Genomic DNA, 13,046 nt, shown 5'->3' on the forward strand with positions numbered 1-13,046 from the left:
CTTTTGTTGTCTGGGCAGGGCATCAGCATCCAAAGGGTGTAGGCGACATGAGCTTTTCTGAGAGCTATTTGGGGAGACTGCGAGCAAAGGTTGGATCAACATGTATCTTGGTTCCAGGTGCGCGTGTGGTGGTGAAGCGGAGTGACGGATGCGTCCTGATGCAGCATCGGAGCGACTTCGATGTCTGGGGTATTCCTGGCGGCAACGCTGAGGAGGGAGAGGATCTGGAATCGATCGCCATACGCGAGACAATGGAGGAGACGGGCGTCCGCATCTGGAACCTGCGGCCCTTTGGCTTTGGCAGCAATCCCAAGTTCGAAACGGTGAGCTTTCCGAACGGCGATATCTGCCAGTTCTTCGTCATGATGTTTTACACCACAGACTATGATGGTGTCCCAGTTGTAACTGATGACGAATCCAAGGCGGTTGATTGGATCCATCCGAGCGCTCTGCCTGAGATGCTTCCGAATATGCGACGGAGCATTGAGGCGTTTCAAGAATTCGAACGGACGGGTGTCTTTCAGTTAATCTGATGGACCGTCGCAGTTGGATGCTAATCCGCCCCCGTTTCGACTTGGCGGTTTGAAAAACGGTTGCCGCAGTCACGTCGATCAGCAATAGCCCGCGTCAGCCATGCTGTCGCAGGCCTGACGATCATCAGCTCAGCCGCCGTCCTTTTCGTTCGGCGGCGTCGCGAGCTTGCTGAAGAAGGTCGAGGTGCGCAGCAGGCTGCGGAAGCGCATCCGCCGCTTCTCCGTCGGCACGGCATCGCGCGTCTGGATGCGAGCGAGTGTATAGGCGGCGAAGAAGGTCAAGACGACGATCACATAGGCAAACAGCGCATGCGGCCCGAAGACCTCCATCAGGAAGGAGGCGATCAGCGGGCCGACGACTGCGCCGATCGACCAGAAGAACAGCGTTCCGGCCGAGACCAGCGCATGTTGGCCCGGTGCTGCATGGTCATTGGCATGCGCCGAACACAGCGAATAAAGCGGCAGGGCAAAGGCGCCGAAGGCGAAGATGCCGATGAAGTTGGCAAGCTCCCCATCGCCTGCCAGAAAGGCGAGGAAGACCGAGGCAAGCAGTGCCCCGATCGTCGAGACAAGGATGATGACGCGCCGGTCCAGTTTGTCGGAGTAATGGCCGAGCGGATATTGCAGCACGATGCCGGCAAAGATGCCGATGCTCATGAAGGTCGCGATCGCCGTCACCGACATGCCGATGCCATCGGCATAGATCGGCCCGAGCGAGCGGAAGCTCGAATTGGTGAGCCCGATGACGATGCAGCCGACGGTCGCTAGCGGCGAGACGGACCACAGGACCTTGATGTCGAACTTGACGTCCTTCGGCGGCGCGGGGCTCGACTTGTCGGCAAAGGAGATCGGCACGAGGGATAGCGAAAGCGCCATGGCGATGATCGCGAAGAGGTCGAAGCCGGAGACCCCGAAGAGCGGGATCATGTACTGCGCCGCCGTCACCGAGCCGAGATCGACGAAGCGATAGACGGAGAGGGTGCGCGCCCGGGTGGCATTGGTGACGCGGGCGTTGAGCCAGCTTTCGACGACGGCAAACAGGCCGGCAAAGCAGATGCCCTGCACGAGGCGCATCAGAAACCAGGAGATCGGGTCGATCACCAGCACCATCATGATCGAGGCGGCGGACGCGATGGCGGCCAGCGCCGAGAAGGCGCGGATATGGCCGATCGCCCGCATGACCTTGGTGATGTAGACGCAGCCGATCACGAAGCCGAGGAAATAGCCCGTACCGACCATGCCGATGACCGAAGTGCTGAACCCTTCCTCGATGCCACGCAGCGAGATGAAGGTGCCCTGTAGGCCGTTGCCGCCGATCAGGATGCCGGCGGTGATGAGGAGGGGAATGAGAGGGCGGATATCATGCATGAGAGGCCTGCGGGCCACGGCGAGGGTCGGTGAGTCGGTGCCGCGGCGGGTCCAAATTCCTAGACCTGTTTGACAGGTCGCGACAGGCCAAAAACATCGCCCGTCGCAACGCGCCCGGAATTTGCCGTCAGAGGAAGGGCTGCCCCTGAACGGCCTGGACGAAGGTGGCAACGACGACGCCGATCGAGACGAGTGCGCCGACCAGTATGCCGGGTCTGGCAAGGCCGGGCGCGAACCGGTCGAGACCAAGGCCGAGAAGCGGCAGTGCCTGCATGATGTGGGTGGCGAAGAAATGCGGCACGCGCAGATCGCCGCCGCTGCGCGACCAGCCGAACAGCGGCAGTCCGCCGAGATCCGTCCTGACCCCGCCGACCCAGTGGCCCGGCCCGCCGATTTCACCGCTGCCGAGCGCAAAGGCGGTGAAGAGTGTCGCCGCGCTGCCAAGCACGAGGCCCCAGCCGCCGCCGAGCCTCAAGCCAGCAGTTGCGGCAGGGCTTGGGCGCAGCAGGATGTAAACGCCGATCACGAGGCTCGACAGCACCAGAAGGGCGGCACCGGCCCCCATGACGCTATAGGCCATCGCCTCGAAGGGCGTCGAGTCATTGAAGTGTGACGCCCGGCCGCGCGCCGCCTGCAGGGTTATGTAGAGGATCTCGCCGCTCGCCGTGATGACGGCAGTAAGGCTCGCCAGCCAGACGCCGCGTCCCGCGCGCGTCCTCTGCTCGATGAGCGGCAGCAGCAAGAGCAGCGTGATCAGCATCAGGGTGAGCGAAGCCTGGAACTTGAGCGGCTTCACCCAGACGCTGATGTCGTTGAGCACGCGCTCGTCGATGAAAAGCGCGATCAGGCTCGGAAGGGCCAGTGCCACCTGCAGCCCGATGCCGACGATCAGCAGGCGGCGCGTCCTGTCTTCCAACGTCTGGACGTCCGGCGAGGACGAAAATGAAATGCTGTCGTTGAAAAGCATGGTCATGGTTCAGGCCTTTCGGGGCTCAAGCGCGGCTTCCGTCGCGCGGGTGAGATAAAAGAGCAGGAGCCCGAGCGGGCCGAACATGAAGGTGGCGACCAGCATCGGCGCCTGCAGCAGGCGATTGTACCCGCGCTTGTCGGCCTCGCCGGCAATCCATGTGCCGATGAAGAGGTCGAAGGCGAGGTAATGCACCCAGCCGGCCACGAGCACCGGATCGCTCATGAACAGTACGCGGACTTCGGCGATCGAGCCGAAGCCGCCGCCCTCGACGCGGAAGAAATAGACGAAGACCAACACCGCATAGGTGAGCGACAGCGCGCCGATCAGGCCGAAACGGATGAAGCCGATGAGGGCGCCCCATCGCGGCGCCAGAATGAGCAGCAGCCAGCCGGTCATGGCCGCGCTGCTGGCAAGCGAAAACACGGTATCGGGATTCATCGAGGCGCTCCATCTTGACGGTGACAAGATGAGGATGGTCCAAAACTTGGCAATGTCAAGATTGATTTTGACGACGGATGGCGGACTGGCTATGAAGGGTCATGGCAAGACAGAAATCCTATCACCATGGCGACCTGCGCCAGGCGCTGATCGGCACCGGGCTCATGATGCTGGAGGAGCAGGGTCTCGAAGGCCTGACGCTCCGCAAACTCGCGGCGCGCGTCGGCGTTTCCCATGCGGCGCCCGAACATCATTTCCCGACCCTGCGCCACCTGATGACCGCCTTTGCCGTCGAGGGCTTCAGGCTCTTTGCCGCCTCGATGCGGGAAGCCATGGCGGCAGCCCCGCATGATCCGGCGGAGCAGCTACGGGCCGCCTCCCGCGGCTATCTGAACTTTGCGAGGTCCAGCCCACATCTCTTCCGCCTGATGTTCACCGCCAACCGCCTCGACTGGGACGACCCGGCCATCGGCCCGCCCGCCAACGCCGCCTATGCCGTGCTCGAGGAGGTCTCGTTGCCGGTGGCGAGGCGCATGAAGCTGGATACGCCGGAGGGCAGGGCGGCCGTCGAGCAACTGGTTTGGTCGCAGATCCATGGCCATGCCCATCTGATGATCGATGGCAAGCTGCCGCCGGAAGGCGATGGCGGCACGGGTTGTGAACCCTTTGCGGCGCCGCTGGATCTGGCGAGTGTGTTGTTGCCGGAGTAATGGGCGCTGCTGCTGGCAGCTATGTCTTAACATAGGAAATTCGTAGTCGAATTGCTGAAAACGATATGGGCCCGTTAGCGCTCTATCGGTTCGGCGCTTCTATTCTGCATAGCATTTCAGAGGTCTTTGACCTCCGGGTGGCTGGAGGAGCGCGGCAATCCGCACCGGCTGCCGATCATGCCCGCCTGGATGCCGAAAAGGAGAGTGTCAGGGCATCCATCACAGCATGAAGCCTTGGCTCCATATCAAGCCCGACCAAGACAGCCTGCTCCACATGGGCGGGATGGATGAAAACCGTAACCGCATCACGAACCACGCCTGCGGCGGCGTCAAGCTCGGGGATGTGGAACTCGCCCCCATTCACCCCGTCTTCCAGCACCTGCCGGACGAGTACGGTCATGCGTCGCGCATAGTCGGCGACGAGGTCGGGACGTTCCGTCACGATCCGGCGGTAGAGGCCATGGATCTCCGGGTCGTCCCCCAGCTTGGCGCGTTTGCTGCGATGGAGCGCCAGGACGAGACCGCGCAGCCTGTCGCCCGCAGAACCGTCGGCATTGACGAAACGGGCCGCCAGTTCGGCCTCCTCGGCCATAGTCCGTGCAGCCAGGGCATCGAAGATATCCGCCTTCGAGCGAAAATGCCGATAGATCGCCGAATGTGACAGGCCCATGGCCTTGGCGATGTCGACCACGTTTGTCTTTGCCTCGCCAAAGCGGCGAACCTGCTCTGCAGCGGTGTCGAGGATGCGGTCACGGTGGTCGGGCGGGTCATTTGTCATGCGGAGATTTTAACCGAGCGGCAGAAGGAGTGCAACATGTAACAAATTTCATATTTTGTATTGTGTATTGTGTAACGCTCGACTGTATGGCAGGTTGGGACAAACACCAGCCAGGAGATCGTCATGAGCAGCATTTCAACCCAGCCCACGCCCCGCCTTGCGCTTGTCACCGGAGGGTCCGGATTCGTCGGTGGGCATCTCATTCGGCGCCTGCTTTCGGACGGCTGGCGCGTCCGCGCGCTGGGGCGCAGCACAGAAGCGCTGGCAGGCGTCCAGGCGATGGGTGCAGAACCGGTCGCCGGCGACCTGGTGAACCTCGCCTCACTCACCCAGGCTATGGAGGGGGTGGAAGTCGTTTTCCACGTCGCAGCGCATTTCAAGCTCTGGGGACCGATGTCTCAGTTCCGCCAGATCAACGTTGACGGTACCCGCAATGTCGTAGAGGCGGCTGAGCGGGCCGGCGTGCGCCGCGTCGTCTATGTCAGCGCGGCTGCTGTCATCATGGGCCTTCCCGGACCGATGCATGGTGCGACCGAGGCCATGGCTTTGCACAAGATGTCATTTGCGCCTTATGCGACATCCAAGGCCGAAGCGGAGGAAGTGCTACTGGCGGCAAATGGCCGCCGTGCGGGGTTTTCCACGGTGGCCCTTCGCCCTCCCTTCATCTGGGGACCAGACATGCCGGCCCTTGACCACATGATCGAGACTGTTCGCAATGGGCAGTTCCGATGGGTAGGAGGTGGGGGACAGGCGCTATCCACCTGCCATGTCGATAACCTGTGCCACGCACTGGTCCTCGCCGCCGACCGCGGATCAGGCGGCGAAGCCTTCTTTGTCAGCGATGGCGAGGATACCACATTGAAGTCGTTCCTGACGCGGCTGCTTGGCAGTCGCGGCGTCACCCCCAAGGATCGTAGCGTGCCGTTCGGCGTTGCTTGGGCCATGGCCGGCCTTATGGGTGCGGTCTGGCAAGCCTTCCGCCGCAAGGGCGAGCCGCCGATCAGCCGGCAGATGCTGCGACTGATCGGCAAGGATTTTACCATCGACATAAGCCGCGCGCGAGATGAACTCGGCTACGCTCCGGTGATCTCGCCGGCGGACGGCATGCGCCGGATGTGCCCCGGTGATGCCGCTCCGGCTAACACGGCCGTCGATCAGACCCGTCTGGCGGTCGCGTGATGAGTCCGGCAGCAACCCTTGCCTGCGGGCATGCTTTACGCTGACAACGGCTATTGGCAGAGCTGGATGGGGCAGCCAAAGCTCCACCCCACACCACGCAGCCTTGACAAATCAGCCACATCATGCGCTTTTCCGCCCGATTTTCTATCGGTCGCGCGCCTCGTCTGTTGGTGCCTTTTCGACCGTCACATTCGGGATACCTGATCATGCATCGTTACCGCAGCCACACCTGTGCCGCTCTTCGCAAGTCCGACGTCGGTCAGACCGTCCGCCTCTCGGGCTGGGTCCATCGTGTCCGTGACCATGGCGGCGTGCTCTTCATCGATCTGCGCGACCATTACGGCATCACCCAGGTCGTGGCCGATCCGGATAGCCCGGCCTTCAAGGCGGCCGAAACCGTGCGTGGCGAATGGGTCATCCGCATCGACGGCCTGGTCAAGGCCCGCACGGACGACACCGTCAACAAGAACATGCCGACCGGCGAGATCGAACTCTACGCTCAGGAGATCGAAGTTCTCTCGGCCGCCAAGGAATTGCCGCTGCCGGTCTTCGGCGAGCCCGACTATCCGGAAGACGTGCGCCTGAAGTACCGCTTCCTCGATCTGCGCCGCGACACGCTGCACAAGAACATCGTCAAGCGCACCCAGATAATTTCCGCCATGCGCAATGGTATGGCCGCTGCCGGCTTTGCCGAATATTCGACCCCGATCCTGACGGCCTCGTCGCCGGAAGGTGCGCGCGACTTCCTCGTGCCGAGCCGCATCCATGAAGGCAAGTTCTTCGCGCTGCCCCAGGCGCCGCAGCAGTACAAGCAGCTGTTGATGGTCGCCGGCTTCGACCGCTATTTCCAGATTGCACCGTGCTTCCGCGACGAAGACCCGCGCGCCGACCGTCTGCCGGGCGAATTCTACCAGCTCGATGTCGAGATGAGCTTCGTCACCCAGGAAGATGTCTGGGCGACGATGGAGCCGATGATGACGGAAGTCTTCGAGCAGTTCGCCGAAGGCAAGCCGGTCACCAAGGAATGGCCGCGCATCCCTTATGACGTCGCGATCCGCAAGTATGGCTCCGACAAGCCGGACCTGCGCAACCCGATCGTCATGGAAGGCGTCACCGACCACTTCCGTGATTCCGGCTTCAAGGTCTTCGCCGGCATGATCGCCTCGAACCCGAAGGTCGAGATCTGGGCAATCCCGGCCAAGACCGGCGGTTCGCGCGCTTTCTGCGACCGCATGAACGCCTGGGCGCAATCGACCGGCCAGCCGGGCCTCGGTTACATCTTCTGGAAGGAAGAGGACGGCAAGATTGCCGGCTCCGGCCCGCTCGCCAAGAACATCGGCGAAGAGCGCACCGAAGCGATCCGTCAGCAGCTTGGCCTTGAGCCGGGTGACGCCGCCTTCTTCGTCGCTGGCGACCCGGCCAAGTTCTACAAGTTTGCCGGTGAAGCCCGCACCCGCGCTGGCGAGGAACTGAACCTCGTCGATCGCGACCGTTTCGAAATGTGCTGGATCGTCGACTTCCCGTTCTACGAATACAACGAGGACGAAAAGAAGATCGACTTCGCCCACAACCCCTTCTCGATGCCGCAGGGTGGTCTGGAAGCGCTGGAAAGCCAGGATCCGCTGTCGCTCAAGGCCTATCAGTATGACGCGGTCTGCAACGGCTTCGAAATCGCCTCGGGCTCGATCCGTAACCAGTCGCCGGAACTGATGGTCAAGGCCTTCGAAAAGGTTGGCCTGTCCCAGGCGGATGTCGAGGAACGCTTTGGCGGCATGTACCGTGCCTTCCAGTACGGGGCACCTCCGCATGGCGGCTGCGCCTTCGGCATCGACCGCGTGGTCATGCTGCTCGTCGGCGCCAAGAACCTGCGCGAGATCTCGATCTTCCCGATGAACCAGCAGGCCCAGGACCTTCTGATGAACGCCCCGTCGCCGGCAACGCCAGCGCAGCTGCGCGATCTGGCCCTGCGCGTCGTGCCGCAGCCGAAGAAGGACTGATCCGCCTAAGGGATCTGGATATGACGAAGGCCGGGAGCGATTCCGGCCTTTTCTTTTGACTTGAAGACACGAAAAAGCCCGGCTGCTTTCGCGGGCCGGGCTCTTGTCTTGGACGACGAAGCGATCAGTCGTTGGCGGTGACCTTGAGGCCGATCAGGCCCGGAATGGTTTCCGGCGCGCCCATGGCAGCACCCATGATCATCGGGAAGGCGACCGGGTTGGCAGGCGCTGCCGCAATCGTCAGCGCCTTCGGGTCGTCGATATAGGTGTTCACCGCGGCCGAGATTTCGTTCTGGATCGCGCCGAGCTTCGCCTGGGCGAGCAGGATCGGCAGCATGCCCTTGACCATCTGTGCCATCTGCGCGCCGTCGGTACCCTGGCTCTTGCCGGCATAGTCGAGGCCGCGCTTGGTGATGCCGGCATCCTCGAAGCGGATCTGGGCGTCAACCAGCGACAGCTGCTGCACGAGACCGAGCATGGCAAGGCCGGCGGCCTGCTGGGCCTGCTCGTTCTGCGGCTGTGCCTGCATCATGCGGGCCTGTTCCTGCATCTGCTTGACGAGGTCGAGCGTGTAGCCGGACATCGAGAAGGCGAGGGAGAGCTTGCCGACATTGGCGAAGTCGATCGAGTAGTCTTCGATGTCGATCGTGCCGCTTTCGACTTCCCAGCTGCCGGACATGTTCATGTTGCCGTCGAGCGTGGTCAGACCGAGCGCTTCGATCTGAGCCTTGGCCTGCGGGTCTTCGACGGTGCTGAGATCGGCCTTCACGCCGGTCACGGAACCTTCGAAGGTGATCGTGCTCTCGTCGTCCGACAGGCCCATCGTGCCGACCGCTTCCGCCATCGAGAACACCGACTTGCCGTCAACGGTCACTTCGACCGGGCCGCTATGGGCCTCTTCGTAGAACATCAGCGAATCAATGCCCTCGGCATTGGCGTCGCCCGGCACATAGACGCCGGCCAGATAGAGATCCTGAACCTTGAAGCTCGACTTTTCCTCGGTGACGTTCACCTCGGGGAATTCGACGCGTTCGATGAAATAGGCGCCGCCTTCTTCCTCGGTCACGCCTTCCAGCGTCAGTTCTTCAAGCATCAGGGGCTTTTCGGCCGTGGCGCCTTCGACCCCGAGCTTCAGGCCCTTGAGGACCACGTTCGAGCCGTCGACCTCGACGTTTTCAGCCGTGATGTTGCTGCCGCCCGTCGCGAAGGCAGCATTGATCTTCTTCAACAAATCCTGCCCGTCCAGCGCAAAGGCGGGACCCGTGAAGGCAGTGAGCGCAGCGCTCGCAAGCAGAAGTCGGGTGGAGCGGTACAGGGTCATGAGAAGGTCCTTCGTTCTGGTTCCGCGGGAGGTGCGGACAAAATTGGTCGCCGATATTTATAAGTGGGATTGAAAAAACGTCCACCGGTTTTCGCCATAGCCTGATGCACGCAGATTGCGGCGTGATGGCGGTCACATCGCCTTAATCCACAGGCAGAATCCCCGGATTCCTTGCTGTTGCGGGTCTTCTCCGCTAGGGGAAACCCATGGGGACAAATCAGCTTCCGCCCGACGAGGGTGGCGATCACATTCTTCCGGTCGACCTGAAGGCGGCGCTCGAAGAGCGTTATCTCGCCTATGCCTTGTCGACGATCATGCATCGCGCGCTGCCGGACGTCCGCGACGGGCTCAAACCCGTGCATCGCCGCATCATCCACGCGATGAGCGAGATGGGCATCCGCCCGAACTCGGCGTTCAAGAAATGCGCCCGTATCGTCGGCGACGTCATCGGTAAGTTCCACCCGCATGGCGACCAGTCGGTCTATGATGCGCTGGTGCGCCTCGCGCAGGACTTCTCCCAGCGCTATCCGGTGGTGGACGGGCAGGGCAACTTCGGCAATATCGACGGCGACAGTGCAGCCGCCTATCGTTACACCGAAGCCCGCATGACCGACGTCGCGGCCCTTTTGCTCGAAGGCATCGACCAGGATGCTGTCGATTTTCGCCCGACCTATAACGAGGAAGACGACGAGCCGACGGTTCTGCCGGGCGCTTTCCCGAACTTGCTCGCCAATGGTGCCTCGGGGATCGCGGTCGGCATGGCGACGTCCATTCCGCCGCACAATGCCCATGAGCTCTGCGATGCGGCCCTCTATCTGATCAAGAACCCAGGTGCCCCCGTCGAGGAGCTGCTGGCAGATCCCGCCCATCCGGAACGCGGCGGCATCGAAGGACCCGACTTCCCGACCGGTGGCGTGATCGTCGAGAGCCGCGCCTCGATGCTCGAGACCTATCGCACCGGCCGCGGTGGTTTCCGCGTCCGTGCCAAATGGGAGACGGAAGACCTTGGCCGCGGCGGCTACCAGATCATCGTCACCCAGATCCCCTTCCAGGTGCAGAAGTCGCGCCTGATCGAAAAGATTGCCGAACTGCTCATCGCCCGCCGCCTGCCGCTCTTGGAAGACGTGCGCGACGAAAGTGCGGAAGATGTTCGTCTTGTGCTGGTGCCGAAGAGCCGCACGGTCGACGCCACGCTGCTGATGGAATCGCTCTTCAAGCTCACCGAGCTCGAAAGCCGTATTCCGCTCAACATGAACGTGCTGTCCCAGGGCAAGGTGCCCAAGGTCATGGCCCTCAACGAGGTGCTGACCGAGTGGCTCGCCCACCGCAAGGACGTGCTCATCCGTCGTTCGAAGTTCCGTCTGGCCGCCATCGACCGGCGCCTGGAAATCCTCGGCGGCCTCTTGATCGCCTATCTCAACCTCGACGAGGTGATCCGGATCATCCGCGAGGAGGACGAGCCGAAGCCTGTGCTGATCGCCAAATGGGATCTGACCGACAACCAGGCCGAAGCCATCCTCAACATGCGGTTGCGCAACCTTCGCAAGCTCGAAGAGTTCGAGATCCGCAAGGAGCATGAGGCGCTCTCGGCCGAGAAGGCCGAGATCGAATCCCTGCTCGCCTCCGATGACAAGCAGTGGCAGACCGTCGCCTGGGAAATCGGCGAGGTGAAGAAGAAATACGCCAAGGCGACCGAGCTCGGACGCCGCCGCACCGTCTTCTCCGACGCTCCCAGCGCGGATGTCGAAGCGATCCAGCAGGCGATGATCGAAAAGGAACCGATCACCGTCGTCATCTCCGAAAAGGGCTGGATCCGCGCGCTGAAGGGCCACATCTCCGACACCTCGTCGCTGACTTTCAAGGAAGGCGACGCGCTAAAGGTTGCCTTCCCGGCCCAGACGACAGACAAGATCCTGCTGGTGACCACGGGCGGCAAGGTCTACACGCTTGGCGGCGACAAGCTGCCCGGTGGCCGTGGCCACGGTGAGCCGCTGCGCATCATGGTCGACATGGAAAACGATCAGGACGTGCTGACCGCCTTCGTCCATGACGCAAGCCGCAAGCTGATCTTCGTCTCGACCGCCGGCAACGGCTTCATCGTGCCGGAAGGCGAGGTCGTCGCCAATACCCGCAAGGGCAAGCAGATCATGAATGTCGGCATGCCCGACGAGGCAAAGCTGGTGGTCCCCGTCAGCGGCGATCATCTGGCGGTCGTCGGCGAAAACCGCAAGCTGCTGGTTTTCCCGCTGACCCAGATCCCGGAAATGACCCGCGGCAAGGGCGTGCGCCTGCAGCGCTACAAGGATGGCGGCATCTCCGACGTCAAGTTCTTGACGATGGCAGACGGTCTGACCTGGGCCGACAGTGCCGGCCGCACCTTTACCAAGACCAAGGAGGAACTGGTCGAATGGCAGGGCGATCGCGCGTCTGCCGGCCGTCTGGTGCCTAAGGGCTTCCCGCGCAGCGGCAAGTTCTCGGGCTGAACTCAAGGTCCCGATAGACAAAGCCGGTCGCCTTGCGGCCGGCTTTTCTCTGTCAGCCGCGCTCCCAGATCGACCAGACCCCCATCAGCGTCGCGGCATTGCCCAGGATGAAGTGCGAGACGATGGGGCCGGCGAGGTTGCGATACTTCAGGTGCAGCCAGCCCCAGACGATGCCGGAGACGAGGGCGACGACGGCGAGCGACTGCGAATAGTGCAGGTGCAGTGTGGAGAAGATCAGCGAGGTGATCACGATCGCCGACATCGGGCGGGTCTTGCCCGGCATCAGATCGGCAATCGCCGTCAGCAGCACCCCGCGGCAGATCCATTCCTGGAGCGGTGCGACGACGATGTAGGTGTAGACGGTGATCGTCACAAGCTTGGGGTCGAGGATCGGCGTTCCCTGAAGCTCCGGATAGAGCATGATGCGGAAATAGGCCATGGCGGCCAGGGCGACGGCGCTGATGGCGAGTCCCATGCCGATCGATTTCCAGAGATTCCCCATCCGGATGCCCATATCGTGCCGCGTCAGACCGCAGCGCACGGTCAGTCCCCAAATGACGAACGCGCCCCAGACTTCCATCACGCGTGAGGTCCAGAACATCACCTGCGATTGATGGGTCACCTTGAGATTGGTCAGGATGAGGCTGTTCACCAAGGCATAGATGTTGATCATCAGAACCATGGTGACGAAGAGAAAGGCGAGCGCGTGATAGCGCCGATCAGCCTCCTCGAGCGCCACGAACTGCTGCCTGAGCTTGCCGTAACTCGCCGACAGCTGAGCATAGATCTTGCGGAAGAAGAGGGTGGCGAGCTCGGGCCGATCGCTGAGAAACTCGCGATACTGCGCGCGGTCGATTGTCCAGCCACGCAGCGGTGTCAGCGTTCTGGCCGAAGCACTGCGCGGATCTCCGCTGATCAGCCCCAGTTCCCCGATAAGGGACCCTTCGCCGGCGATCGCGAGAACATTGCCGCTCTCCTCGTCATAGACCTCGATCTCGCCCTCGGCGATCAGGATGGCAAAGTGGCTATCGTCTCCCTTGCGGAAGAGGATCGTACCGGCTTCATGGTGCACCGGATCGACATGGCTGCGGAAGGCGTCGAGATAGCTGTCGCTCACCCTGATGGAGGTGTCTTTCAGCAGCTTCTCGGCAAAATCAGGCTGTCCGGCCCGTTGCGTTGCGTCGACCGTGCTCATGCGTGTATCCGTCCAGATTGGAATCTGGCCGGATACTACTGATTTCGTTCAGGAAACGCAGAGGTGTCGATCGT

At 62.2% G+C, this 13,046-nt stretch carries 11 protein-coding genes; 5 read left to right on the forward strand and 6 right to left on the reverse strand.

The window, feature by feature from the left end; genetic code table 11:
* Positions 1–158 precede the first annotated feature (158 nt).
* Entirely contained in the window at positions 159–533 is a 375-nt protein-coding gene (locus tag D4A92_RS14735; protein ID WP_246753955.1) for an NUDIX domain-containing protein, read from the forward strand.
* Between the two features lie 129 nt (positions 534–662).
* Here the strand turns inward: D4A92_RS14735 and D4A92_RS14740 are convergent, their stop codons facing one another.
* The 3 genes from D4A92_RS14740 to D4A92_RS14750 all read right to left on the reverse strand — a co-directional run bounded on the left by D4A92_RS14740 (position 663) and on the right by D4A92_RS14750 (position 3,309).
* On the reverse strand, positions 663–1,901 hold the full coding sequence (locus tag D4A92_RS14740) for an MFS transporter (protein ID WP_203014731.1): 1,239 nt from the start codon (positions 1,899–1,901) through the stop codon (positions 663–665).
* A gap of 127 nt (positions 1,902–2,028) precedes the next feature.
* The gene (locus D4A92_RS14745) at positions 2,029–2,874 is read right to left on the reverse strand and encodes a hypothetical protein (protein WP_203014733.1); all 846 of its coding nucleotides are present in this window, start codon (positions 2,872–2,874) and stop codon (positions 2,029–2,031) included.
* A 3-nt stretch (positions 2,875–2,877) separates the two neighbouring features.
* The gene (locus tag D4A92_RS14750; protein ID WP_203014735.1) at positions 2,878–3,309 is read right to left on the reverse strand and encodes an ABA4-like family protein; all 432 of its coding nucleotides are present in this window, start codon (positions 3,307–3,309) and stop codon (positions 2,878–2,880) included.
* 101 nt (positions 3,310–3,410) lie between these two features.
* On the opposite strand from D4A92_RS14750, the gene D4A92_RS14755 reads away from it, so the two are divergent.
* Positions 3,411–4,019, forward strand: coding sequence for a TetR/AcrR family transcriptional regulator (locus D4A92_RS14755; RefSeq protein WP_203014737.1), 609 nt, complete (start codon positions 3,411–3,413; stop codon positions 4,017–4,019).
* Positions 4,020–4,194: 175 nt separating this feature from the next.
* Here D4A92_RS14755 and D4A92_RS14760 read toward each other — a convergent pair whose 3' ends face one another.
* A complete protein-coding gene (locus D4A92_RS14760; RefSeq protein WP_203014739.1) occupies positions 4,195–4,797 on the reverse strand; it encodes a TetR/AcrR family transcriptional regulator in 603 nt (200 codons plus the stop codon).
* A gap of 123 nt (positions 4,798–4,920) precedes the next feature.
* Here D4A92_RS14760 and D4A92_RS14765 point away from each other — a divergent pair, with 123 nt between their 5' ends.
* Complete coding sequence (locus D4A92_RS14765) at positions 4,921–5,976, forward strand: NAD-dependent epimerase/dehydratase family protein (protein WP_203014741.1); 1,056 nt, start codon at positions 4,921–4,923, stop codon at positions 5,974–5,976.
* 206 nt (positions 5,977–6,182) lie between these two features.
* Positions 6,183–7,973 (forward strand): aspartate--tRNA ligase, encoded by a 1,791-nt coding sequence (aspS, locus tag D4A92_RS14770; RefSeq protein ID WP_203014743.1) that lies wholly within the window; start codon positions 6,183–6,185, stop codon positions 7,971–7,973.
* Between the two features lie 124 nt (positions 7,974–8,097).
* Here aspS and D4A92_RS14775 read toward each other — a convergent pair whose 3' ends face one another.
* Positions 8,098–9,294 (reverse strand): hypothetical protein, encoded by a 1,197-nt coding sequence (locus D4A92_RS14775; RefSeq protein ID WP_203014745.1) that lies wholly within the window; start codon positions 9,292–9,294, stop codon positions 8,098–8,100.
* Positions 9,295–9,500: 206 nt separating this feature from the next.
* Between D4A92_RS14775 and parC the strand changes: the two genes are divergently transcribed.
* Complete coding sequence (parC, locus tag D4A92_RS14780; protein ID WP_203014747.1) at positions 9,501–11,777, forward strand: DNA topoisomerase IV subunit A; 2,277 nt, start codon at positions 9,501–9,503, stop codon at positions 11,775–11,777.
* 52 nt (positions 11,778–11,829) lie between these two features.
* Here the strand turns inward: parC and D4A92_RS14785 are convergent, their stop codons facing one another.
* Complete coding sequence (locus D4A92_RS14785; protein WP_203014749.1) at positions 11,830–12,972, reverse strand: cyclic nucleotide-binding domain-containing protein; 1,143 nt, start codon at positions 12,970–12,972, stop codon at positions 11,830–11,832.
* Positions 12,973–13,046 lie beyond the last annotated feature (74 nt).

Source organism: Rhizobium rosettiformans (genome assembly GCF_016806065.1).
GTDB lineage: Bacteria > Pseudomonadota > Alphaproteobacteria > Rhizobiales > Rhizobiaceae > Allorhizobium.

Coding starts and splice junctions, on each gene's coding strand:
- D4A92_RS14775 (WP_203014745.1), bottom strand. CDS start 9,294: ATGACCCTGTACCGCTCCACCCGACTTCTGCTTGCGAGCGCTGCGCTC.
- aspS (WP_203014743.1), top strand. CDS start 6,183: ATGCATCGTTACCGCAGCCACACCTGTGCCGCTCTTCGCAAGTCCGAC.
- D4A92_RS14735 (WP_246753955.1), top strand. CDS start 159: ATGCAGCATCGGAGCGACTTCGATGTCTGGGGTATTCCTGGCGGCAAC.
- D4A92_RS14785 (WP_203014749.1), bottom strand. CDS start 12,972: ATGAGCACGGTCGACGCAACGCAACGGGCCGGACAGCCTGATTTTGCC.
- D4A92_RS14755 (WP_203014737.1), top strand. CDS start 3,411: ATGGCAAGACAGAAATCCTATCACCATGGCGACCTGCGCCAGGCGCTG.
- D4A92_RS14750 (WP_203014735.1), bottom strand. CDS start 3,309: ATGAATCCCGATACCGTGTTTTCGCTTGCCAGCAGCGCGGCCATGACC.
- D4A92_RS14765 (WP_203014741.1), top strand. CDS start 4,921: ATGAGCAGCATTTCAACCCAGCCCACGCCCCGCCTTGCGCTTGTCACC.
- D4A92_RS14760 (WP_203014739.1), bottom strand. CDS start 4,797: ATGACAAATGACCCGCCCGACCACCGTGACCGCATCCTCGACACCGCT.
- parC (WP_203014747.1), top strand. CDS start 9,501: ATGGGGACAAATCAGCTTCCGCCCGACGAGGGTGGCGATCACATTCTT.
- D4A92_RS14740 (WP_203014731.1), bottom strand. CDS start 1,901: ATGCATGATATCCGCCCTCTCATTCCCCTCCTCATCACCGCCGGCATC.
- D4A92_RS14745 (WP_203014733.1), bottom strand. CDS start 2,874: ATGACCATGCTTTTCAACGACAGCATTTCATTTTCGTCCTCGCCGGAC.